Origin of the sequence: Pseudomonas sp. TCU-HL1 (assembly GCF_001708505.1) — a bacterium.
Taxonomy (GTDB): Bacteria; Pseudomonadota; Gammaproteobacteria; order Pseudomonadales; family Pseudomonadaceae; genus Metapseudomonas.
On record NZ_CP015992.1, the window covers coordinates 6,002,328 to 6,023,769 of the forward strand.

At 65.2% G+C, this 21,442-nt stretch carries 23 protein-coding genes and 1 pseudogene; 11 read left to right on the top strand and 13 right to left on the bottom strand.

Annotated features, from left to right (window positions below; all coding sequences use genetic code 11):
- Positions 1-93: 93 nt before the first annotated feature.
- On the top strand, positions 94-1,173 hold the full coding sequence (locus THL1_RS27425) for a PQQ-dependent sugar dehydrogenase (RefSeq protein ID WP_069086187.1): 1,080 nt from the start codon (positions 94-96) through the stop codon (positions 1,171-1,173).
- 222 nt (positions 1,174-1,395) lie between these two features.
- Here THL1_RS27425 and THL1_RS27430 read toward each other — a convergent pair whose 3' ends face one another.
- From THL1_RS27430 to THL1_RS27455, 6 genes are all read right to left on the bottom strand, one after another.
- Positions 1,396-2,646: a heme biosynthesis HemY N-terminal domain-containing protein gene (locus tag THL1_RS27430; protein ID WP_069086188.1), complete on the bottom strand. Its 1,251-nt coding sequence runs from the start codon at positions 2,644-2,646 to the stop codon at positions 1,396-1,398.
- A complete protein-coding gene (locus THL1_RS27435) occupies positions 2,643-3,776 on the bottom strand; it encodes a uroporphyrinogen-III C-methyltransferase (RefSeq protein WP_069086189.1) in 1,134 nt (377 codons plus the stop codon). The genes THL1_RS27430 and THL1_RS27435 overlap by 4 nt, the downstream gene beginning before the upstream one ends.
- Positions 3,777-3,792: 16 nt before the next feature.
- On the bottom strand, positions 3,793-4,563 hold the full coding sequence (locus THL1_RS27440; RefSeq protein WP_069086190.1) for a uroporphyrinogen-III synthase: 771 nt from the start codon (positions 4,561-4,563) through the stop codon (positions 3,793-3,795).
- The gene (gene hemC, locus THL1_RS27445) at positions 4,560-5,501 is read right to left on the bottom strand and encodes a hydroxymethylbilane synthase (protein ID WP_177343867.1); all 942 of its coding nucleotides are present in this window, start codon (positions 5,499-5,501) and stop codon (positions 4,560-4,562) included. The genes THL1_RS27440 and hemC overlap by 4 nt, the downstream gene beginning before the upstream one ends.
- A 144-nt stretch (positions 5,502-5,645) precedes the next feature.
- Positions 5,646-6,392 carry a LytR/AlgR family response regulator transcription factor gene (locus THL1_RS27450; RefSeq protein WP_069086192.1) on the bottom strand — a complete coding sequence of 249 codons (747 nt, stop codon included), beginning with the start codon at positions 6,390-6,392 and terminating at the stop codon, positions 5,646-5,648.
- Positions 6,389-7,471: a sensor histidine kinase gene (locus tag THL1_RS27455; protein ID WP_069086193.1), complete on the bottom strand. Its 1,083-nt coding sequence runs from the start codon at positions 7,469-7,471 to the stop codon at positions 6,389-6,391. Before THL1_RS27455 ends, THL1_RS27450 begins: the two co-directional genes overlap by 4 nt.
- 218 nt (positions 7,472-7,689) lie before the next feature.
- On the opposite strand from THL1_RS27455, the gene argH reads away from it, so the two are divergent.
- The 4 genes from argH to THL1_RS27475 all read left to right on the top strand — a co-directional run bounded on the left by argH (position 7,690) and on the right by THL1_RS27475 (position 12,685).
- A complete protein-coding gene (gene argH, locus THL1_RS27460; protein ID WP_069086194.1) occupies positions 7,690-9,084 on the top strand; it encodes an argininosuccinate lyase in 1,395 nt (464 codons plus the stop codon).
- 59 nt (positions 9,085-9,143) lie between these two features.
- Positions 9,144-9,422 carry a hypothetical protein gene (locus THL1_RS27465; RefSeq protein ID WP_069086195.1) on the top strand — a complete coding sequence of 93 codons (279 nt, stop codon included), beginning with the start codon at positions 9,144-9,146 and terminating at the stop codon, positions 9,420-9,422.
- A gap of 80 nt (positions 9,423-9,502) precedes the next feature.
- Positions 9,503-9,745 (top strand): TIGR02647 family protein, encoded by a 243-nt coding sequence (locus tag THL1_RS27470; RefSeq protein ID WP_069086196.1) that lies wholly within the window; start codon positions 9,503-9,505, stop codon positions 9,743-9,745.
- A gap of 105 nt (positions 9,746-9,850) precedes the next feature.
- Complete coding sequence (locus THL1_RS27475) at positions 9,851-12,685, top strand: class I adenylate cyclase (protein ID WP_069086197.1); 2,835 nt, start codon at positions 9,851-9,853, stop codon at positions 12,683-12,685.
- An 89-nt stretch (positions 12,686-12,774) separates the two neighbouring features.
- On the opposite strand, the gene rnk is transcribed toward THL1_RS27475, so the two are convergent.
- From rnk to THL1_RS29990, 4 genes and pseudogenes are all read right to left on the bottom strand, one after another.
- Positions 12,775-13,182, bottom strand: coding sequence for a nucleoside diphosphate kinase regulator (gene rnk, locus THL1_RS27480; RefSeq protein ID WP_069086198.1), 408 nt, complete (start codon positions 13,180-13,182; stop codon positions 12,775-12,777).
- Positions 13,183-13,323: 141 nt separating this feature from the next.
- Entirely contained in the window at positions 13,324-13,527 is a 204-nt protein-coding gene (locus THL1_RS29360; protein WP_083246025.1) for a DUF1289 domain-containing protein, read from the bottom strand.
- Entirely contained in the window at positions 13,508-13,840 is a 333-nt protein-coding gene (gene cyaY, locus THL1_RS27485) for an iron donor protein CyaY (protein ID WP_069086199.1), read from the bottom strand. The genes THL1_RS29360 and cyaY overlap by 20 nt, the downstream gene beginning before the upstream one ends.
- Positions 13,841-13,851: 11 nt before the next feature.
- Positions 13,852-14,001, bottom strand: a pseudogene (locus tag THL1_RS29990) (helix-turn-helix domain-containing protein); the annotation flags it as partial.
- Positions 14,002-14,201: 200 nt separating this feature from the next.
- On the opposite strand from THL1_RS29990, the gene lptM reads away from it, so the two are divergent.
- The 6 genes from lptM to THL1_RS27515 are packed head-to-tail and all read left to right on the top strand — an operon-like array spanning position 14,202 to position 18,770.
- Positions 14,202-14,342, top strand: coding sequence for an LPS translocon maturation chaperone LptM (lptM, locus tag THL1_RS27490; RefSeq protein ID WP_003457568.1), 141 nt, complete (start codon positions 14,202-14,204; stop codon positions 14,340-14,342).
- A 14-nt stretch (positions 14,343-14,356) separates the two neighbouring features.
- Positions 14,357-15,604, top strand: a complete 1,248-nt coding sequence (gene lysA, locus THL1_RS27495; protein ID WP_069086200.1) for a diaminopimelate decarboxylase — start codon at positions 14,357-14,359, stop codon at positions 15,602-15,604.
- Positions 15,605-15,614: 10 nt separating this feature from the next.
- Positions 15,615-16,445, top strand: coding sequence for a diaminopimelate epimerase (dapF, locus tag THL1_RS27500; protein WP_069086649.1), 831 nt, complete (start codon positions 15,615-15,617; stop codon positions 16,443-16,445).
- The gene (locus THL1_RS27505; protein WP_069086201.1) at positions 16,442-17,143 is read left to right on the top strand and encodes a DUF484 family protein; all 702 of its coding nucleotides are present in this window, start codon (positions 16,442-16,444) and stop codon (positions 17,141-17,143) included. Before dapF ends, THL1_RS27505 begins: the two co-directional genes overlap by 4 nt.
- 29 nt (positions 17,144-17,172) lie before the next feature.
- Positions 17,173-18,069, top strand: coding sequence for a tyrosine recombinase XerC (xerC, locus tag THL1_RS27510; RefSeq protein WP_069086202.1), 897 nt, complete (start codon positions 17,173-17,175; stop codon positions 18,067-18,069).
- Positions 18,066-18,770, top strand: coding sequence for an HAD family hydrolase (locus THL1_RS27515; RefSeq protein ID WP_069086203.1), 705 nt, complete (start codon positions 18,066-18,068; stop codon positions 18,768-18,770). The genes xerC and THL1_RS27515 overlap by 4 nt, the downstream gene beginning before the upstream one ends.
- 388 nt (positions 18,771-19,158) lie before the next feature.
- Here the strand turns inward: THL1_RS27515 and sutA are convergent, their stop codons facing one another.
- The 3 genes from sutA to THL1_RS27530 form a co-directional block, all read right to left on the bottom strand.
- Positions 19,159-19,473 (bottom strand): transcriptional regulator SutA, encoded by a 315-nt coding sequence (gene sutA, locus THL1_RS27520; protein WP_069086204.1) that lies wholly within the window; start codon positions 19,471-19,473, stop codon positions 19,159-19,161.
- Positions 19,474-19,549: 76 nt separating this feature from the next.
- Positions 19,550-19,975 (bottom strand): secondary thiamine-phosphate synthase enzyme YjbQ, encoded by a 426-nt coding sequence (locus tag THL1_RS27525; RefSeq protein WP_069086205.1) that lies wholly within the window; start codon positions 19,973-19,975, stop codon positions 19,550-19,552.
- A 138-nt stretch (positions 19,976-20,113) separates the two neighbouring features.
- Positions 20,114-21,433 carry an ammonium transporter gene (locus THL1_RS27530; protein WP_069086206.1) on the bottom strand — a complete coding sequence of 440 codons (1,320 nt, stop codon included), beginning with the start codon at positions 21,431-21,433 and terminating at the stop codon, positions 20,114-20,116.
- Positions 21,434-21,442: the final 9 nt, after the last annotated feature.

Sequence of the window (21,442 nt, forward strand, 5' to 3'; positions counted from 1 at the left end):
TTATCGGAAAGGGCGATACGTTAGTTGAAAGCACCTTGGGCTTTCAAGGCGACCGGCTAGTCTGGTGGGGTTAGCTATCCGGAGAACACCGCCATGCATCGGCTGCTCTTGCTCGTTCTGCTACTGCTGCCCTGGGTAGCCCACGCCGCGCTGCCATTGGAACGCATCACGCTGCCTGAAGGCTTCCGCATCACGCTGGTGAGCGACCAGTTGCCCAACGCCCGGGAGATGGCCTGGGGAGCGCGGGGCACGCTGTTCGTCGGCAGTAACTCGGCGGGCAAGGTCTATGCGCTGGATCCGGTCAGCGGCAAGGTCCGCACAGTGGTCAGCGGCCTACAGCTGCCGGTTGGCGTGGCCTACAAAGACGGCGACCTGTACGTCTCTGCGGTCAGCCAGATCCTGCGATTGCGCGACATAGAGTCGCGGTTGGACGCGCCGCCAACGCCGGAGGTGGTGTATGCCGGCTTTCCGCGAGAGACGCACCACGGCTGGAAGTTCATCGCCTTCGGGCCCGACGGCAAGCTCTACGTCCCCGTGGGTGCGCCGTGCAACGTATGCGCCGAGGACCCCGACCTCTATGCCGCCATCCATCGCATGAATGCCGATGGCAGCGGTCTCGAAGTGGTGGCCCGGGGCGTGCGCAATACGGTGGGTTTCGACTGGCACCCACAATCCGGTGAGCTCTGGTTCAGCGACAACGGCCGCGACCTGATGGGCGACAACGTCCCTGATTGCGAGCTCAATCGCCTGGAGAAACCCGGCCAGCACTTCGGCTTCCCCTACTGCCATGCTGGCGATGTTGGAGACCCGAGATTTTCCCAGCGCCCGTGCAGCGAATTCGTCGCCCCAGTCGCCAAACTGGGCCCGCACGTAGCCCCTCTGGGCCTGCGTTTCTACACCGGCAAACAGTTTCCAGAGGCGTATCGAAACAACCTGTTCATTGCCGAACACGGCTCCTGGAACCGCAGCGAAAAGATCGGCTACCGGATCAAGCGGGTCGAGCTCAACCCCGATGGCAGCCTGAAGCGCCAGAGCGTGTTCGCCGAGGGCTGGCTGAAGGATGGCGATGTCTGGGGCCGCCCGGCGGACGTGCTGGTAACGCCGGATGGCGCCCTGTTGGTGAGCGACGACCATGCAGGCGCCATCTACCGCATCGAGTACATGGGGAAATGAAGCGAGAAACACCAAATCTCCGCCACAGTACCCAGAAGCAGGGTGCGCCATGCGCACCGAGGCGATGGTTACGAAACCGAGTCTGCCTCCCGGTGCGCGCGGCGCACCCTACGGGACCGGCATTATCCTGATGGTTCGCTCATTCGAGTCGTCACAGGCAGGGCCGGCGACTCATCCCAGGTACAAATGAAAAAGGCCCGGGATGTCCCGGGCCTTTCACTATCAGGCGATCTTCTCCGCCGGCAAGGGCAAGGCCGGCAGGCGCTGGTCGAGCAAGCCGAGGCCTTCCTGGAACAGCTGGTTGCTGCGTTCGACTTCGCCCATTTGTGCCAGCAGGCGGGCCAGCTCGGCGCAAGTTTCCGGATCACGGCGCAAGCTCAGGCTGCTCTCGAAGTACTCCCGTGCCTTGCCCCAGAGGCGGTTGCGCAGGCACAGACGACCCAGCGTGAGCAGCAGCGTGCCGTCGCCCGGATGCTCCTTCAGCCAGCCCTCGGCCGTCTGCAGCTGGCGGGCCGGATCGCGGCCGCGCAGCAGGCCGTAGAGGCGCACCAGGTCGTTGTTGTAGCCACGCTTGATCGCGCCACGCACCGCTTCTTCGGCTTCCTCATCGGCGCCCAGTCGACGCAGTTGCTCGGCGAACGCCAGCACCAACCGAGGTTCGTTACGCTGGGCCGAGGACAGTTGCTGCCAGGCGCGGGTCAAGGGTTGCAGGGCCGTTTCGCCCTCGTTCAGCCCCTCTTCGCCGGCCTGGTGCAAGCGAGCGCTCCAGACGCGAAGTTCGAGTTCTGCCAACTGGCTTTCCGGCAGCGCCTTCTCCTTGCGCAGGGTTGGCAGCAAGCCGACAAGGGCTGACCAGTCACCACGCACTTCGTGCAAATGCAGCAACTGGCGTAGCACCTGGTGATGCCGCGGATGGCGCTCTTGCACCGCCTTCAAGGTTTCCAGCGCAGCCGCGGAATCGCCACGATCCAGTTGCAGTTCGGCGTGGGCAAGGGCGATGGCCAGCTCGGCCTGTGGCTGACGCTCCAGGGCACGCTCCAGCAACTGCTCGGCTTCTTCGGTCTGGCCGATTTTCTGTGCGGCACGCGCAGCGCCCAGGTAATAGATCAGCGGCTGCGGATCGCCTTCGGCGGCGCGTTTCAGGTGGCGCAGGGCACGGGCCCAGCGACCTTCGGCCAGGTCCAGCAGGCCCTGCTCGGAGGCCAGGCGCGCACGCCGGCGGGCGTTACGCCGCGACCAGGGATTGACCACGCCGCCGGACACCGCCACCAACCGCAGGAGGTAGCGCAGGCCGACGAACAGCAGCCAGAGCACCGCCAGCAGTGCCAGGGTCGCCCAGAGGGTGGATTCGTAGCGGAAGCCCTTGTAGGCCACCAGCACGTAGCCCTTGTGCTGGGCGACCGCCATGCCGATCAAGGTGGCGATTGCGCCGACGACCAGGAGGATCAGTAGGACCTTGAGCAGGCGCTTCATTGGCCGGCCTCCTTGGCCGGCTCCGCGGCACCCGGCTTCTCGACTTCGCTAGCAGGTGCGCCCGGTGTGCGTTGCAGATAGGCCTGCAGGGCGCTCAGCGCGGGCGCGAGATCGGGGGCCTGGACTTCCACCGGCTGCGCGGCAAGTTCATCGAGGCGTGCCAGCAGGGCACGACTATCCGGATTCTCGTCGTTGAAGTGGCTGTTCAGCACCTCGCGGGCCTGACGCAGTGACCGCTGGTAGACCTGGGTCTGGCCATGGAGTGCGCCCCACTGCGCTTGCTCCAGGGCCAGCGACAGGGCCAGGCGGACCTGCGAAAGACTCTGTCCGGCCAGCAGCGGCTTGATGCTCTGGTCGGCATCGAGCTGGATGCGGAAGTAGTGCGAGAGCTTCTCCAGCCACTCGGACCAGCGGCTGCCACCGTCACCTTCGGCGGCCATGTCGAGCAGGACGCCGCCCTTGTCTTCGAAAGCAGGCACCAGCGGGTTGAGCTGCGCAGCCTGATCGCGCAGCGCGCCAAGTTGCAGGAACAGGCCAGTGCGATCGGGCTGTTCGGTGCTGCGCAGGGCCACCAGGGTCTTCGCCAGCTGATCGCGGGCCGCATAGGCGCCCGGATCGTCCTGCTCGCGAAGGATGTCGTCGGCGGCCTGAACCAGGGCGGCGGCGCTGTGGATATCCTGCAACGCCGAGAGGCGCAGAGTGGCCAGGCGCAGCAGGTGCTCGGCCTCGGCCAGACGCCAGTCCTTGCGGCTGGCGCCGAGAATGGTTTCCAGACGCTGGCGCAGTTGCTGCTGGTCGCCCTGCAGGTCCACCAGCAAGCGGCGGCGCTCATCCAGCTCGGCAGCGCTGGGCAGTTCTTCCAGGCGCTGGGTGAGCTGTTGCTCGCGCTGAGCCAGCGCACGGGTCTGGCCACGGGCGTCCTCGACCATGCTGAGCTGCTGCTGGTCGCGGGTGTCCAGGGTGCGTACCTGCCAAAGGCCCCAGCCGCCAACGGCAATGCCGGCAGCGCCCAGAAGCAGGGCGAACAGGGCCAGCCCATTGCCCCGCGAAGCGGGCGCGGCACTGGCTGGGGCGACGGGTTCGGCGGCGTGGGTGTGTTGCTCTTGTTTCGGGGCTTCTGCTTCGCTCACGTATCCATCCTTCGCATCAGAGGGCCGGCGCCGGGTACTGCCTGAGCGCCGCCAGCAAAGCCGTGGCACTGGCACCACGGCAATCCACTACATTCTTCGCGCCCGCGAGGGCGGCCTGTTCGGCGACCCGCGGGCTGGGCACGAACAGGGTCAGACGGGCCAGGTCAGGCCAGGTGTCGCCAGCCATGCGCTGGAGGTTTTCCAGGCCCTGACCACTGCTGACCACCAGGCCATTCAAGCCTTCCGCCTCAACCCGGCGGGCCAGCGTGCCCTTGGGGTATTCCGGCAGGCAGCGCCTGTAGAGTTCCAGATAGTCGACCGCGACGCCTTGGCCGCGCAAGCGCTCGGCCAGGAATTCTCGGCCACCCTCGCCCCGCATGATGAGTACCCTGGGTTCAGGCACGGCCAGGGCCTCGGTCAACTCCGGCAGTGCCAGGAGGGCCTCGCTGTCATCGCCAACGGCCGGCCAGTACACCGGCAGGCCGTAGTCTTCGAGCAGGGCGCCGGTAGCTGCGCCAACGCTGAACCAATGCTGGCCAACCGGGGGCTGCGGCCAGTAGCGGTCGATCAGGTCGAGGCCAAGACGTGCCGCGGGCTTGCTGACCACCACCACTGCGCAATAACGGTCGAGTTCGAGGATGATGCCGCGCTGCTCGGGCGTTTCCTTGAGAGGTTCGATGGCCAGCAGGGGCAGGCTGCTGCTGTGGATCCGCTGCTCAGCCAGGCTCGCGGCCAGCGCCTCGCACTCCTCCGCAGGGCGCGTCAGCAGCAACCGCCAGCCGGTCACGGGTGGCCGGTCTCGCCATAGACCGCCTTGAGGATGTCCTCGGCGCCCTGTTGCAGCAACTCTTCAGCCACCTTGACGCCCAGGGCCTCGGCATCGGCAACGCCAGCGCGGGCTTCAGCACGCAGCAGCTGGCCGCCATCCGGTTGACCGACCAGGCCGCGCAACCAGAGTTGGTCGCCTTCGAGCACGGCGTAGCAGGCGATGGGCACCTGGCAGCCGCCATTCAAGCGCTTGTTGAGAGCGCGCTCGGCCGTCACGCGCAGGGCGGTATCACGGTGATGCAGGGGCGCCAGCAGGGCGTGGATTTCGCTATCGGCGGTACGGCACTCGATGCCCACGGCGCCCTGGCCGCCAGCCGGCAGGCTGTCCTCGACGCTGATGGAGGAACGAATACGGTCCGCGAAGCCAAGGCGGATCAGACCCGCGGCGGCGAGGATGATGGCGTCATACTCGCCGGCATCCAGCTTGGCCAGACGGGTGTTCACGTTGCCACGCAGGAACTGGATTTTCAGGTCAGGCCGGCGGGCCAGCAACTGGGCCTGGCGGCGCAGGCTGGACGTGCCGACCACGCTACCAGCCGGCAAGGTGTCGAGGCTGTCGAAACGGTTGGAGACGAAGGCATCACGCGGGTCTTCGCGCTCGCAGATGCAGTAAAGACCAAGGCCCTCGGGAAAATCCATGGGCACGTCTTTCATGGAGTGCACGGCAATGTCCGCCTCGTTCTCCAGCAGGGCCGTTTCCAGCTCCTTGACGAACAGACCCTTGCCGCCAATCTTCGCCAGGGGCGCATCGAGCAGCTTGTCACCCTTGCTGACCATGGGCACCAGGCTGACCTTGAGACCGGGATGAGCCTCTTCAAGACGGGCTTTGACGTATTCGGCCTGCCACAGGGCCAGGGCACTCTTGCGGGTGGCGATGCGGATCTCGCGGGACATGATCACTTCCGGAAACGGTAATGCCCGGAATCATAACAGGCCCGCGCACTGCGGGGGCGCGGGCGGTTGTCGCGTAACGACATGGGTTGTCGAAGAAACGTAGCGAGCACCCGTCAGGCCACCGTCAACGGTCGTTTTGGCGGCCTGTCACAGGTTGTTCATCAGCTTCCGCACGCCAGCGACATGGCGGCGGCTCACCGTAAGCGCCTCCCCATTCATACCCTTGAGGTAAAGCTGGAAGTGCCCGAGCGGGGTGCGCTGCAGACGCTCGATCCGTTCGCGGGCCACCAGGGCGTTGCGGTGGATACGCACGAAGCGGTCGCCAAACTCGTCTTCCAGCGCCTTCAGCGGTTCGTCCAGCAGCACTTCGCCATGCTCGTGACGCAGCGTCACGTACTTGTGGTCGGCGATGAAGAAGATCACCTGATCCAGCGGGATCAGTTCGATGCCTTTCCGGGTACGGGCACTGATGTGACTTCGGGGACCGCTCCCGCTGACCGCAGCAGGGCGGGTCAGCGCAGCGAGTTGCACCCGGTTGGGCCGCTCGGCCTTTTTCAAGGCTTCGGCCAGTGACTCGGAGCGCACGGGTTTGACCAGGTAGCCCACGGCACTGACCTGGAAGGCTTCCAGGGCAAACTCGTCATGGGCCGTGCAGAAGATCACCGCCGGCGGCGCCTCGCGCTCGCAAAGCCTGGCGGCCACTTGCAACCCGTCCAGGCCGGGCATGCGAATGTCCAGCAGGACCACATCCGGCTTGAGGCTGTCGATCAGGGTGAGCGCCTCCTCGCCATTGCTGGCGGCAGGCTCCAAGACACGGTACCCCTCGAGGTCGCCGATCAGGCGGCTGAGGCGCTCGCGGGCAAGAGGTTCATCGTCGACGATCAGGACATTCATATCGCACGGGCTTCCTGCGTGAGTCTCGCACAAGGATAGCGTAGACAGGTGAAGTGGCGGCCGTCACGGCGCTCCACGCTGAGACTTGCCCGCGGCCCGAAAAGTGCCGTCAGGCGCGCGTCGATATTGCGCAGAGCCTGCTGGGTGCCACGCGGTGGCGACTGACCCTGGACCTCTTCGTAAGGGTTGCTTACGCAGAGGCGGAACATGCCGTCGCGGTAATCCGCTTCGATTCGCACCAACCCTCCTTCAATGCGCGGCTGGATGCCATGGATCAGGGCGTTCTCCAGCAAGGGCTGCAGCGTCAACTGAGGGATAGGCAGATCGTCCGGTACTTCATTCACCTGCCAATCCAACTGTAGCCGTTCTCCAAGACGATATTGCTCAATCGACAGATATCGTTTCGCCAGCTCCATTTCCTCCCCCCAGTCGACCAGGGTGCCGGGCTTGGCCAGGCTTGCGCGGAAAATGTCGGAAAGGTCCAGCACGGCCTGCTCCGCCTTGTCAGGATCGATCACGACGAGACTGGCGATGCTGTTCAGGCTGTTGAACAGGAAGTGCGGACGGATGCGTGCCTGCAGCGACTCGATGCGCGCCTTGAGCTCGGCCTGCTGCTGTTTGCGCCACTGGCTCTGCAGGTAGAAGTAGCGCAGCAGCAGTGCCGACATGATCAGGCTGATGAGGCCGTGACGCAGGTAAAGGTTGACCTCGCCACTGCGAGGCAGCGGCCCGCCGAGATCGAAGTAGTCGGCCACTGCGGTGCCGGCGAGGGTCAGGCCCACCACCAGGGCGCAGCAGAGGCTGCCGGCCAGGGAGGCCCTCAGACGCGCCAGGAGTGGCCGCAACTGGCACAGCAGCGCGGCTGAAAGCAGCACGATCCATTGCACGAAGAGAGACGTCAGGGCGAGGCGCACCCAGTTGAAACTGGGCAGCATGGGCTCGGCCAGCACCAGCACCAGCACCAGCAGCTCGGCCAGCAGAACCAGCCCGAGCAACGCCTCGGGCAGGCAGAGCTCCGGCAGGAAGAAGTCGTCGCTGGCGGTTCTGGAACGCGCTTTCTTTTTCAGGCGCTTCGGCATCCCGGACATGTCCCCAATGGCCCGGCAGACGACAAGCCGATGTCGCCGGGCAAAAGCCTGTACTGAACCATCAAACCCACGGCGCGTCCGTGAAGGTCACGGCAATCTGCGCCACCCCCGACCGGACAGGCCGCGCCGGTTTTTCCGGCAACACTGTTATTATCGACGGTATTTTCCGGCCCATCGGCTTTCTTTCACCTTCCGCACCGAGTGAACCCATGAGCACCGACAAGACCAACCAGTCCTGGGGTGGCCGCTTCAGCGAGCCCGTCGACGCTTTCGTCGCCCGTTTCACCGCGTCCGTTGACTTCGACAAGCGCCTGTACCGCCACGACATCATGGGCTCCATCGCCCACGCCACCATGCTGGCACAGGTCGGCGTCCTCAGCGAGGCGGAGCGTGATGCCATCATCGACGGGCTGAAGCAGATCCAGGGCGAGATCGAAGCCGGCAGCTTCGACTGGCGCGTGGACCTGGAAGACGTGCACATGAATATCGAGGCGCGCCTGACCGACCGCATCGGCGTCACCGGCAAGAAGCTGCACACCGGCCGCAGCCGCAACGACCAGGTCGCCACCGACATCCGCCTCTGGCTGCGCGACGAGATCGACATCATCCTCGGTGAGATCACCCGCCTGCAGCAGGGCCTGCTGGAACAGGCCGAGCGCGAAGCCGACACCATCATGCCCGGCTTCACTCACCTGCAGACCGCTCAGCCGGTCACCTTCGGCCATCACCTGTTGGCCTGGTTCGAGATGCTCAGCCGCGACTACGAGCGCCTGGTCGACTGCCGCAAGCGCGTCAACCGCTTGCCCCTGGGGTCCGCTGCCCTGGCCGGAACCACCTACCCGATCCAGCGCGAGGTCACCTGCCAGCTGCTCGGTTTCGATGCCGTCGGCGGCAACTCCCTGGACGGCGTGTCCGACCGTGACTTCGCAATCGAATTCTGCGCCGCCGCGTCCCTGGCGATGATGCACCTGTCGCGCTTCTCCGAAGAGCTGGTGCTCTGGACCAGCGCGCAGTTCCAGTTCATCGACCTGCCTGACCGCTTCTGCACCGGTTCCTCGATCATGCCGCAGAAGAAGAACCCTGACGTACCCGAACTGGTACGCGGCAAGTCCGGCCGCGTGTTCGGTGCCCTCACCGGCCTGCTGACCCTGATGAAAGGCCAGCCGCTGGCCTACAACAAGGACAACCAGGAAGACAAGGAACCGCTGTTCGACGCCGCCGACACCCTGCGCGACAGCCTGCGTGCCTTCGCCGACATGATCCCGGCCATCAAGCCCAAGCGCGAAATCATGCGCGAAGCGGCCCGCCGCGGCTTCTCCACCGCTACCGACCTCGCCGACTACCTGGTGCGCAAGGGCCTGCCCTTCCGCGACTGCCACGAAATCGTCGGCCACGCGGTGAAGTACGGCGTGGATACCGGCAAGGACCTGGCCGAGATGAGCCTGGACGAACTGCGCACGTTCAGCGACCAGATCGGTGACGACGTGTTCGCCGTACTGACCCTGGAAGGCTCGGTCAACGCCCGCGACCACATCGGCGGTACCGCGCCGAACCAGGTTCGCGCTGCCGTCCAGCGCGGCAAGGCCCTGCTGGCTGCCCGCTGACCCTCACGCCGGGTGGAGCCCCAGGCACCACCCGGCTGCCTCGATGACAGGAAATCGCAATGACCGACGACATTGATGACGGCGAAGAGGCCTTCGCCGAGGCCACCCTGACCCAGGCCATCGAGAACCAGATCGAAGCCGGCGAACCGCCTGCGGCTCGCGCCACCTTCAACAAGCTGACTCTGGTGGGCTTTGATCGCGAGGAAATCCTCCAGTTGATGGCCCTGGTGCTGGCCCACGAAATCGATGCCATGCTCGCCGCCGACCGCGCCTTCGACACCGAATGGTACGAAAGGGCCTTGCGGGCACTGCCGGACCTGCCTGAAGATCAGGCCTGACCTTACCTACACTCCATTGACTCCAGTTTCCGGCCGGCAACCTGCCGGCCTCCGCGGTACGACAAGAACAAGGAGCGACCATGGTCTTCACCCCCGAACTCATCGCTGAATTCGAACTGCTGGCCCTGTTCAACCTGGACAACACCCAGGAAGGCATCAAGGTCCACAACAGCGCCAACCCCAGAGCCCAGGCTGCGGTCATGCGACTGCACCAGAAAGGCCTGATCACCCAAGCCGACGGCGGCTACCTGACCAGCCTCGGTCTCGACGCCGCCGAACACGTCCAGGCCCTACGCACCATTCTCCTGCCCGAACACGCCTGAAACCGCTGCCGCTCAAGTCGGCAACATTACGGGCGATACAATGCGGACGCCTGCCGGCAGTGAAGGCTGCCGGCCAGGCCGCCAGCATCGGGACATGAACAGAGCATGACGCGCACCCAGGAAATCCGCCCGGACATCGACGACGGCATCGACCGCAAGGTCCTCGCGCAACTGCGCGCCCGCTTCCTCAAGGTCAATGCTGGCCGGCTGGACCGTGCCATGCAGGCGCTATCCACTCGCCAGCAGCTGGTCCTGAAGCTGCTGCCCCTGCTCTTCCACGTCAATCACCCACTGCTGCCGGGCTATGTTTCCGGCACAGCGCCAGCCGGAGTCGCCGCCTATGAACCCGACGACGACCTGCTGGCCGAAGCCCAGCGGCTGACCCGCTCTTTCGCCTACAAGGCGCGGCGCGGCCCGCAACCCACGCCTATTCATGGCCTGTTCCTGATGGGCAGCCTGGGCACCATCGCCCAGGCCGAGCAAAGCGACATGGACATCTGGGTCTGCCACGCGCCGGAGATGGACGCGGCTGCCACCGCCGAACTGCAGCGCAAGTGCAGTGCCCTGGAGACCTGGGCAGCCAGCCAGGGCGCCGAAGCGCACTTCTTCCTGGTCGACCCGGCGCGCTTCACCCAGGGCGACCGTGAAGCGCGACTGACCTCCGACGACTGCGGTACTACCCAGCACTACCTGCTGCTGGACGAGTTCTACCGTACCGCCATCTGGCTCGCCGGCCGCACGCCACTCTGGTGGCTGGTGCCAGTCTATGAAGAGGCGCGCTACGCCGAGTACAGCCGCACGCTGCTGTCCAAGCGCTTCCTCCGCGCCGAGGAAGTACTCGACCTTGGCCACCTGGCGCACATCCCTCCGGGGGAGTTCATCGGCGCCAGCATGTGGCAGCTGTTCAAGGGCATCGAGTCGCCCTACAAGTCGGTGCTCAAGCTACTGCTCACCGAGGTCTACGCCAGTGAACACCCTCAGGTCGCCTGCTTGTCCCTGCGCTTCAAGGAGTCGGTCTATGCCAACCGCCTCGACCTCGACGAGCTGGACCCCTACATGGTGGTTTACCGCCGGCTGGAGGAGTACCTGCGCGGGCGCAATGAAACCGAGCGCCTGGAGCTGATCCGCCGCTGCCTGTACCTGAAGGTGAACAAGAAACTCAGCCGGCCGCCGCGCAACCGCAGCAAGAGCTGGCAGCGCCTCCTGCTGGAGCGCCTGACTGCCGAGTGGCACTGGCCGCACCGCCAGCTGGCGATGCTCGACAGCCGCAGTCAATGGAAAGTGCGCCAGGTCCTGGCCGAGCGCCGCGCCCTGGTCAACGAGTTGACCTACAGCTACCGCTTCCTGTCCCAGTTCGCCCGTAGTGAACAGGCCATCTGCACCCTCAGCAGCCGCGACCTGGGCGTGCTCGGCCGACGCCTCTATGCAGCCTTCGAGCGCAAGGCGGGCAAGGTGGAGTTCATCAACCCGGGCATCGCCCCGGACATTGCCGAAGACACCCTCACCCTGGTGCAGTGCCCCACGGATACCGAGGGCGAAACCCAGTGGGCGCTGTTCTCCGGCAGCCTGAACGCCCTCGACTGGCAGGACTTCGCGCCACTGAAACGCAGCCGCGAGCTGGTGCCCCTGCTTGCCTGGTGTCACCGCAACGGGGTGATAGACACCGGCACCCGCGTGTCCCTGCATCCGGGTACCAGCGACCTGACTGAGCATGAGCTGTCCAACCTCCTGGCCAGCCTGCAACAGGCCTTCCCCCTGCCCCAGGGACAGGTGGACGAAAGCGCCCTGCTGCGTGCCGGGGTTCCGGCCGAGGTGCTGTTGCTGGTGAACGTGGGGATCGATCCACTAAAGCAGCACAGCCAGAAGAACCTTCACCTCACCACTGAACGCACCGATGCACTGGGTTACTCCGGGGTGCGCGAGAACCTGGTGCTGACCCTCGACCAGGTCACGCTGAACAGCTGGAACGAATTGCTGGTGAGCCGCTACGAGGGCCCCGACGCCCTGCTCGCCTGCCTGCGCGATTACCTCAACAGCCTGCCGGCCAACGGCGCGCGTCCCGGGCTACGGGTGCGCTGCTTCTGTCGCAACCGCGCCCAGGCCATTGGCCAGCGGGTGGAAGAGCTGTTTGGCGATGCCCAGGAGATGCTGGGCACCGCGGGCATTCCGCGCTTCCTGCTGCAGATCCAGCAACGCTTCCATGTGCTGCAGCTGGAACTCGGCCAGGTCAGCCACGCCAGCCTGGCAGACCTACCTGCACTGGTGGAGCATCTGGGTCGCGACCTGCCGGGCTACAGCCCGCTGCAACTTGACCGCCATGCCCTTGAGGACGTCGATCTGGCAGTGATCCTGCCTCTCGGTCGCCCCCACTGCATCCAGGTGTTCTATCGCCAGAATGGCGACAGTGCCGAGATCAGCCTGCTGGACGAGCACAACGCGCTGTGGCGCCAGCGCCTGCCATTTCGCGATGAGCAGAGCCTGCTGACGCCGCTGCACCGCTTCCTGCAATCGCTGCTTTACCGGCGCAACGCCCTGCTGCCGCTGGACAGCCCACTGGCCATGCTGGTGCCGGAAATCTTCTATTACGAGGTGGTACGCCAAGGCCGCCAACTGGAACGTCGCGCGGCGCCGTCAGCGGCAGTCAGCCATCCCTTCTACGACGTGCAGGCCATCGTCGAGCCGGCCGAGCAAGGACTGGTGCATGTGACCCTCTACTGCAACCATCGGGAGTTCTCTGAGCTGGAGTACGGCGCCGGCCTGTTCGCCGCCGTGGCCCGGCATATCCTGGCCCAGCGCCGCGAACCGGAACGCTACCCTTGTTACATCACCGACCTGGACCTGTCCCGGGTGCAAGGCAAGGGCCAGGCGCAGACGGTTCACTACCTGCGGTACAAGGTCGAGCTGGAAGAGAGGCTGAACAGGGCGCTGCGCGATAGCTGAGCCGGCACTCTGGTCGGCTCATCGCCTTGTGGGAGCGAATTCATTCGCGAATAAATTCGCTCCCACACTGAGCAAAACCTGGCCGGGGATCAGCGGCTGTACTCGCCGGCCGCCTCGGGCTGGTACTCGACGTTCAGCAACGTGAGCTTAAGGGTCTTGCCGCCAGGAACCGGCCAGTCAATGTGCTGGCCGACAGACAGGCCCAGCAGCGCGCTGCCCACCGGAGCCAGGATGGAAACCTTGCCTTCGCCACCCGCGTCGTCCGGGTAGACCAGGGTCAAGTGGTAGTCCTTGCCACTGCCTTCCTCGCGGCAATGCACGCGGGAATTCATGGTGACGACGCCCGGCGGAACCTCCTCGTGGCCAACCACCTGGGCACGAGCCAGCTCGCTCTCCAGCGCCTCGGCGGCGGGGCCGAACTCCTCCAGGCTGTCGAGCAGGCGCTCCAGGCGTTGCAGGTCGAGACGGGTAATGGTGATGGGCGGGTGGGTGTTCATGGCGAAGGCGAGACTCCTTATGCAGGCTGCGAAAAAGCGAAACCCCGCCCGAAGGCGGGGTTTCAGAATCTGTCTATCCAGACAACTCGTCCAGAAGCCCGACAGTACGTCAGCACGCCAGCGATTGGCAAGACCACCTGGTCAGTGTGGCAATTGGCTCCGTCGCTGCACGGCGGCCGCGCAGATATCGCGGCGGCGCGAGTCGCTTGCCTGACTCCACTCGCAGATTTCTGCCAGGGTCCGACCACAGCCTACGCAGACGTCAGCATCATCCAGACAGCAACGTCGGACGCAGGGCGACGGATAGCGTGCCGGGGGCGCGCTGTCAGAGTTCGTCGAACTCAAGGTCTTCGCCCGCCTGCTCGCGAGTCACGCGACTGAGCAGCTCACCCAGCGGCTCGTCGCTGCTGTCACAGATCCAGCGACCGCTGGCTTCGTCGAAATCGAAATGGAAGCCTCCCGATCGTGCCGCGACCCAGAGCTGACGCAGCGGCGCCTGGCGGCTGAGGATCACCTGGCTACCGTTCTCGAAACGCACGGTGAGTACGCCACCGGTGTTTTCCAGATCCAGATCCAGGTCGCTGTCATCGAATGCGTCTTCCACGCGCTCCTGGGCTTCATCGACCAGGTCGTGGAATCGGGCTTCGCTCAAACTCATCGGGGTTTACCTCAAGGCATGGGGGTAACGGGGGGGCGACGGTACTCGCCGAGACGCTGTCCGGTCCAGCGGCGGAAAGCACGAGCCAGTGAGCCGGGCTCGCTGAACCCGACCAGCAAGGCGATGTCCGCCAGCTGGCTGAAGGATAACCCGGCCTCGCGCCACCAGACCCTGCAGATAGGCGACCGAGACCGAGCCGGCAAGGGCTGCGGCGTTGTCCATGGGTTCTCCTTTTTCAGCCGCCAATGCTAGCCCGGCGCACGCCCGCAAGCCACGCCAGACGGGAATTCCGGCGAATAGGCAAGGCGTCGGGGGGTCGGTATACTCCGGAACAATTCACGTTTTCTGCAAGGATTCCGTCATGAAGCGACTCCACGCCCCCTTCGTCGCGCTGCTCGCTGTTGCCTGCCTGCTGGCCGGCTGCGGCCAGAAAGGCCCGCTGTACATGCCTGACGACGAAAAAGCAGCGAAAGAACACCAGAAAGACGTGTACATCCGCTGATCGGGGGAGCCTCCATGGACGCTTTCACTTACCGCGGCGGCGAGCTGTTCGCGGAAGGCGTAGCGCTGTCCGATATCGCCGCTCGCTTCGGCACGCCGACCTACGTCTATTCCCGAGCGGCCATCGAGGCCGGCTACAACGCCTATGCCAACGCCCTGGCGGGTACGCCGGGGATGGTCTGCTACGCGGTCAAGGCCAACTCCAACCTCGGCGTGCTGAACCTGCTGGCGCGCCTTGGCGCAGGCTTCGACATCGTATCCAGCGGTGAACTGGAGCGGGTCCTGGCTGCCGGTGGCGCGCCCGAGCGCATCGTCTTCTCCGGTGTCGGCAAGACTCGCGACGACATGCGCCGAGCGCTGGAAGCCGGCGTGCACTGCTTCAACGTCGAGTCGCGCAACGAGCTGGAACGCCTGCAGAACGTGGCCGCGGCCATGGAGGTGAAGGCACCGGTATCGCTGCGGGTCAACCCGGACGTGGATGCCGGCACCCACCCGTATATCGCCACGGGCCTGAAGGAAAACAAGTTCGGCATTTCCATAGACGAAGCCGAAGCCGTCTATGCCCAGGCCGCCAGCCTGCCGAACCTCGAGGTGATCGGCGTCGACTGCCATATCGGCTCCCAGCTCACCAGCATGGAGCCCTTCCTCGACGCTCTTGACCGCCTCCTGGAACTGATCGACCGCCTGAGCGCCCGCGGCATCGCCATTCGCCACCTGGACCTCGGTGGCGGCCTCGGCGTGCGCTACCGCGACGAGCAACCGCCGCTGCCTGGCGACTACATCCAGGCTATTCGCCAGCGCGTCCAGGGCCGCAACCTGGAGCTGCTGTTCGAGCCCGGTCGCTCCATCGTCGCCAACGCCGGCGTTCTGCTGACCCAGGTGGAATACCTCAAGCACACTGAACACAAGGATTTCGCCGTGATCGACGCGGCCATGAACGACCTGATCCGTCCCGCCCTCTACGAGGCCTGGATGGACGTGGTGCCGGTTGCACCCCATGCCGGCATCGAGCGTACCTACGACCTGGTCGGCCCGATCTGCGAAACCGGCGACTTCCTCGCCCGCGAACGCAATCTGGTGCTGGCCGAGGGCGATCTGCTGGCGGTCCGCTCCGCCGGTGCCTACGGTTTCGTGATGAGTTCGAACTACAACACCCGCGGCCGTGCTGCCGAGGTGCTGGTAGATGGCGAACAGGCCTTTGAAGTGCGCCGTCGCGAAACCATCGAAGACCTTTATGCCGGCGAAAGCCTGCTGCCGCAGTGAGGGCGCAACCATGCTATTGCGCTTCACCAAGATGCACGGCCTCGGCAACGATTTCATGGTCCTCGACCTGGTCAGCCAGCACGCCCATATCCAGCCCAAGCACGCCAAGCAGTGGGGCGATCGCAACACCGGGATCGGCTTCGACCAGTTGCTGATCGTCGAGGCGCCCACCAACCCGGATGTCGACTTCCGCTATCGCATCTTCAACTCCGACGGTTCGGAAGTGGAGCAGTGCGGCAATGGTGCGCGCTGTTTCGCCCGCTTCGTGATCGACAAGCGCCTGACGGTGAAAAAGCGCATCCGCGTCGAAACCAAGAGCGGCATCATCGAGCTGGATGTCCGGCCTGATGGCCAGGTCACCGTGGACATGGGCCCGCCGCGCCTGGTCCCGCAGCAGATCCCTTTCATCGCCGACGACGAAGCCTTGAGCTATCCGGTCGAAGTCGATGACCAGACCGTCGAACTCGCCGCCATCTCCATGGGCAATCCCCATGCGGTGCTGCGAGTGGACGACGTCACCACGGCGCCGGTCCACAGCCTGGGGCCGAAAATGGAGCACCACCCACGCTTCCCGCAGCGGGTGAACGTCGGCTTCCTGCAGGTAGTCGACCGCAAGCATGCCAAGCTGCGCGTCTGGGAACGCGGCGCCGGGGAAACCCTGGCCTGCGGCACCGGCGCCTGCGCCGCTGCGGTGGCCGCCATCCGCCAGGGCTGGATGGACTCCCCGGTCCTGATCGACCTGCCGGGTGGCCGACTCTCCATCGAGTGGGCCGGTCCGGGGCAGCCCGTTATGATGACCGGACCCGCCGTCCGCGTATTCGAAGGACAGGTTCGCCTATGACCGACCAGCACCAGGAACCGCCGCAACACCTCGACTCCGAGACGGTGGCCGCCTACCTGCGCCTCCATCCGGAGTTCTTCGTCCGGCATGAAGAGCTGATTCCCGAACTCCGCATCCCCCATTTGCCGGGCGAAGCCGTGTCCCTGGTGGAACGCCAGGTGAAGCTGCTGCGCGAGCGCAACATCGAAATGCGCCATCGCCTGTCGCAACTGATGGATGTCGCACGGGAGAACGACCGACTGTTCGACAAGACCCGTCGCCTGGTGCTCGACCTGCTCGACGCCTCCAGCCTGGAGGAAGTGGTGGGTGCCGTCGAAGACAGCCTGCGCCATGAGTTCCAGGTGCCCTTCGTCAGCCTCATCCTGTTCAGCGAAGCCACCCTGCCGGTCGGCCGCAGCGTCACCTCCGCCGACGCGCACCAGAGCATCGGCGGCCTGCTGGCTGGAGGCAAGACCATCTGCGGCGTGCTGCGCAGCCACGAACTGGAATTCCTCTTCGGGGCCGACGAGCGCGACCAGGTCGGCTCCGCCGCCGTGGTCAGCCTGACCCACCAGGGCCTGCATGGCGTACTCGCCATCGGCAGTCCAGACCCGCAGCATTACAAGAGTTCCCTGGGCACCCTGTTCCTCGGCTACATCGCCGAAGTGCTAGCCCGGGTGCTGCCGCGCTTCGCCAGCCCCCTGCGATCGGTGAGATAAGCCGCCACCACGTATTCCAAGGAAGTCCCATGCAAGCCGACCTGGATGCCTACCTGAATCACCTGCGCAGCGAGCGCCAGGTCTCGGCGCACACCCTCGACGGCTACCACCGGGACCTGCTGAAGGTCTGCGCGCTCTGCGAAAAGTCCGGTATCGCCGACTGGAAAGACCTGGACGTCCGCAGCCTGCGCAGCTTCATCGCCCGCCTGCATCAAGACGGCCTGTCCAGCCGCAGCCTGGCCCGCCTGCTCTCGGCGGTGCGCGGCCTCTACCAGTACCTGATCCGCGAAGGCCACTGCCGCCATGACCCGGCCAACGGCCTCGCCGCCCCGAAGGGCGCCCGCCGCCTGCCCCGTGCACTGGATGCCGACCGCGCCCAGCAACTGCTGGACGGCGCAGTGGAAGACGATTTCATCGCCCGTCGCGACCAGGCCATGCTCGAACTCTTCTACTCCTCGGGCCTGCGCCTGTCCGAGCTGGTGGGCCTCGACCTAGACGGCCTCGACCTGCCCGCCGGCCTGGTGCGGGTCCGCGGCAAAGGCAACAAGACGCGTGAGCTGCCCGTCGGTCGCAAGGCCCGCGAGGCACTGGAAGAGTGGCTGCCATTGCGCGCCTCCACCCGTCCCGCCGAGCCGGCGGTGTTCGTCAGCCAGCAGGGCCGTCGCCTGTCACCGCGCGCCATCCAGCTGCGCGTGCGCCAGGCCGGAGTTCGTGAACTGGGCCAGCATTTGCACCCGCACATGCTGCGGCATTCCTTCGCCAGCCATATGCTGGAATCATCACAGGACCTGCGAGCGGTGCAGGAGCTGCTTGGCCACGCCGACATTTCCACCACCCAGATCTACACCCATCTGGATTTCCAGCACCTGGCCTCGGTCTATGACCGCGCCCACCCAAGGGCCAAGCGACGAGGAACGGACGAATGAGCATCCAGCTGATTACCTTCGACCTGGACGACACCCTCTGGGACAACCGTCCGGTGATCGAAGGCGCCGAAGCCGCCATGCGCGACTGGCTGATGGAACACACCCCGATCCTGGGCACCCTCCCGGTGGAGCATCTCTGGGCCATTCGCGGCGAGATCCTGGCTGCGGAGCCGACCCTCAAGCACCGCCTCAGTGAGCTGCGACGGCGCACGCTGCGGCGCGCACTGGAAGGCGTGGGTTACTCAGCGGAAGACGCCATCGATCTTGCCGAGGGCGCCTTCCAGGCCATGCTCCAGGCCCGTCACCGCATCACCTTCTACCCCGACACCGTGCCCACCCTGGAACGCCTGGCCAACCGTTACAGCCTGGGTGTAATCACCAACGGCAACGCCGACGTGCGCCGCCTGGGCCTGGCCGACTTCTTCAAGTTCGCGCTCTGCGCCGAAGAGCTGGGCATCGGCAAGCCTGATCCGGTGCCCTTCCTCGAAGCCCTCAAGCGCGGCGGCGTGAGCGCCGGGGAGGCCGTGCACATCGGCGACCACCCGGCCGACGACATCGAAGGCGCCCGCCGTGCCGGCCTGCGCGCCATCTGGTTCAACCCGCAGGGCAAGGACTGGACGGGCGAAAGGCTGCCGGATGCCGAGATTTCCAGCCTGGGAGAATTGCCCGGCGTGTTGGCACGCTGGGCGAAGTGGCACTGAGTGACTCGTAGGGTGCGCCATGCGCACCGGCTCCCGAGTTACAGCCTTTCGCGAATGAATTCGCTCAACCTTTAGAAGGTTGGTGCCGGCGGCGTTCCGCGAGAGCGCAGCGAAACCCAACGCAGGCGCCTGTGACTGGCCACGTTGGGCCTCGCAGGCTCGGACCAACCTACGGGGCCGCTGCATGGCTGATTGACATGGAATCTCCCCCAGACCGATGGCCTGCTCTTGTAGGTTGTGGCTGAGCTCCGTGAAGCCCAACGCCCAGCCCGACTGGGAGCCGTTGGGTTTCGCACCTCTACCCATCCTACGGCCTGCATTCGCACGGACCTTCCCGCCCCCATGAAAAAGCCCGCGCAATGGCGGGCTCTTTCGACGGGAGCCTGCCTCAGATGGGGCGGCTGCCGTACTTGCTGTCCGGCTTCTTCGGCGGGTCGGCTACCACATTGGGCTCGACCTCCTGCACCTTGCCACCACGGGCCAGGAATTCTTCCATAGCCCTGGCCAGGGCATCGCGCTCTTTCTGCTTGGCTTCGATGCTGGGCATCTCTTCAGCTTCGACCGCAGCCTTGGCCTTCTTCCCGGAGGGAGCAGGGGCCTCGCTTTCATCGTCGCCATCGCCATCATCGGCTGCAGCCAGCTCTTCGCCGTCGTCCTCGTCGGCCGCTTCCAGCTCGTCTTGTTCCAGTTCTTCGTCGCTCATGTTCTACCTCATGCCTTGCCAAAGCAGGTTAGTTATAGCCCAGCTGCGCCAGCTTTCTAACGCTGCCGGAAAAAATTCAGGGCGCCTCGCCATGCAAGGTCGCCAACACCTTGCGCGCACCGCCATGGTCGCGGTGTTCGCCCAGGTAGACACCCTGCCAGGTGCCCATTTCAAGCTGCCCGTCCCGGACCGGCAGGCTTAGCTGGCAGCCCAACAGGCTGCCCTTGAAGTGCGCGGGCAAATCGTCCGGCCCTTCATAGTCATGTTCATAGCCGCTTTCACCCTGAGGCACCAGGCGATTGAAGAATCGCTCGAAGTCCCGCCGAACCGCTGGGTCGGCGTTCTCGTTGACCGTCAGGGAAGCCGAAGTGTGTTGCAGCCAGAGGTGCAACAGACCGACGCGGAAGCGCTCCAGTTCCGGCAGTGCCGCCAGGATTTCCGCGGTGACCAGGTGGAAGCCACGCGGCCGCGGGCGCAAGGTGATCAGGGTCTGCTGCCACATCCGCAAATACCTGTCTCGGCTCGTCCGGCGGGCATTCTAGCGCGGCCGTTAAAAAAGCAAAGGGCGCCTTGCGGCGCCCTTTCAGGATTTCCTCTCGACGTCCCCGCCGGCAACTGCCGAACGGGGAAATCAACGGGATCAGAGGTTGTAGCCACGCTCGTTGTGCTGAGCCAGGTCGAGACCAACAGTCTCTTCCTCTTCATTGACGCGCAGGCCCATGACAACGTCCAGCACCTTGAGGATCACAAAGGTGACGATGCCGGTGTACACCACGGTCACCACCACACCCTGGAGCTGGATGAGGAACTGGGAACCGATGTCTTCGACGCTGCCGAAACCACCCAGGGCCGGAGCGGCGAACACGCCGGTCAGTAGGGCGCCGACGATACCGCCGATGCCGTGCACGCCGAAGGCATCCAGGGAGTCGTCGTAGCCCAGCTTGCGCTTCAGGCTGGTGGCGCAGAAGTAGCAGATCACGCCAGCCACCAGGCCGATGATCAGGGCGCCCATCGGGCCGACGGTACCGGCAGCCGGGGTGATGGCGACCAGACCGGCAACCACGCCGGACGCGATACCCAGTGCGCTCGGCTTACCGTGGGTCAGCCACTCGGCGAACATCCAGCCCAGAGCAGCGGCGGCGGTGGCGATCTGGGTAACCAGCATGGCCATGCCAGCGGTGCCGTTGGCGGCCACGGCGGAACCGGCGTTGAAACCGAACCAGCCCACCCAGAGCATGGCGGCGCCGAGCAGGGTGTAGCCGAGGTTATGCGGAGCCATCGGAGTGGTCGGGTAGCCCTTGCGCTTGCCCAGAACCAGGCAGGCCACCAGGCCAGCCACACCGGCGTTGATGTGCACCACGGTGCCACCGGCGAAGTCCAGCACGCCCCAGTCCCACATCAGGCCGCCATTGCCGCTCCACACCATGTGGGCGATCGGGGCATAGACCAAGGTGAACCAGACAGCCATGAAGATCAGCATGGCGGAGAACTTCATGCGCTCGGCGAAGGCACCCACGATCAGGGCCGGGGTGATGATGGCGAAGGTCATCTGGAAGGTGATGAACACGCTCTCAGGTATCGCGTACACCAGGCTGCTTGTGTTCAGGCCGCTGAGGAACGCCTTGGACAGGCCGCCCACGAAGGAGTTGAAGTTGATCACCCCCTGTTCCATGCCGGTGGTATCGAAGGCCAGGCTATAGCCATAGACCACCCACAGGATGCTGATCAAGCCGGTGATGGCGAAGCACTGCATCATCACCGAGAGAACGTTCTTGGAGCGCACCATGCCGCCATAGAACAGCGCCAGGCCGGGAATGGTCATGAACAGCACCAGCGCAGTAGCGACCATCATCCACGCCGTGTCACCACTGTTCAGCACTACCTCGTCAGCGGCCATGGCCAGGCCGGGGGTAACGAGGGACAAAAGGGCTCCTAGCCCTGCGGCTTTACGCAGAGTCATGTTGTTTTC

Coding starts and splice junctions, on each gene's coding strand:
- THL1_RS27425 (WP_069086187.1), top strand. CDS start 94: ATGCATCGGCTGCTCTTGCTCGTTCTGCTACTGCTGCCCTGGGTAGCC.
- THL1_RS27430 (WP_069086188.1), bottom strand. CDS start 2,646: ATGAAGCGCCTGCTCAAGGTCCTACTGATCCTCCTGGTCGTCGGCGCA.
- THL1_RS27450 (WP_069086192.1), bottom strand. CDS start 6,392: ATGAATGTCCTGATCGTCGACGATGAACCTCTTGCCCGCGAGCGCCTC.
- THL1_RS27455 (WP_069086193.1), bottom strand. CDS start 7,471: ATGCCGAAGCGCCTGAAAAAGAAAGCGCGTTCCAGAACCGCCAGCGAC.
- argH (WP_069086194.1), top strand. CDS start 7,690: ATGAGCACCGACAAGACCAACCAGTCCTGGGGTGGCCGCTTCAGCGAG.
- THL1_RS27465 (WP_069086195.1), top strand. CDS start 9,144: ATGACCGACGACATTGATGACGGCGAAGAGGCCTTCGCCGAGGCCACC.
- THL1_RS27470 (WP_069086196.1), top strand. CDS start 9,503: ATGGTCTTCACCCCCGAACTCATCGCTGAATTCGAACTGCTGGCCCTG.
- THL1_RS27475 (WP_069086197.1), top strand. CDS start 9,851: ATGACGCGCACCCAGGAAATCCGCCCGGACATCGACGACGGCATCGAC.
- rnk (WP_069086198.1), bottom strand. CDS start 13,182: ATGAACACCCACCCGCCCATCACCATTACCCGTCTCGACCTGCAACGC.
- cyaY (WP_069086199.1), bottom strand. CDS start 13,840: ATGAGTTTGAGCGAAGCCCGATTCCACGACCTGGTCGATGAAGCCCAG.
- lptM (WP_003457568.1), top strand. CDS start 14,202: ATGAAGCGACTCCACGCCCCCTTCGTCGCGCTGCTCGCTGTTGCCTGC.
- lysA (WP_069086200.1), top strand. CDS start 14,357: ATGGACGCTTTCACTTACCGCGGCGGCGAGCTGTTCGCGGAAGGCGTA.
- dapF (WP_069086649.1), top strand. CDS start 15,615: ATGCTATTGCGCTTCACCAAGATGCACGGCCTCGGCAACGATTTCATG.
- THL1_RS27505 (WP_069086201.1), top strand. CDS start 16,442: ATGACCGACCAGCACCAGGAACCGCCGCAACACCTCGACTCCGAGACG.
- xerC (WP_069086202.1), top strand. CDS start 17,173: ATGCAAGCCGACCTGGATGCCTACCTGAATCACCTGCGCAGCGAGCGC.
- THL1_RS27515 (WP_069086203.1), top strand. CDS start 18,066: ATGAGCATCCAGCTGATTACCTTCGACCTGGACGACACCCTCTGGGAC.
- sutA (WP_069086204.1), bottom strand. CDS start 19,473: ATGAGCGACGAAGAACTGGAACAAGACGAGCTGGAAGCGGCCGACGAG.
- THL1_RS27525 (WP_069086205.1), bottom strand. CDS start 19,975: ATGTGGCAGCAGACCCTGATCACCTTGCGCCCGCGGCCGCGTGGCTTC.
- THL1_RS27530 (WP_069086206.1), bottom strand. CDS start 21,433: ATGACTCTGCGTAAAGCCGCAGGGCTAGGAGCCCTTTTGTCCCTCGTT.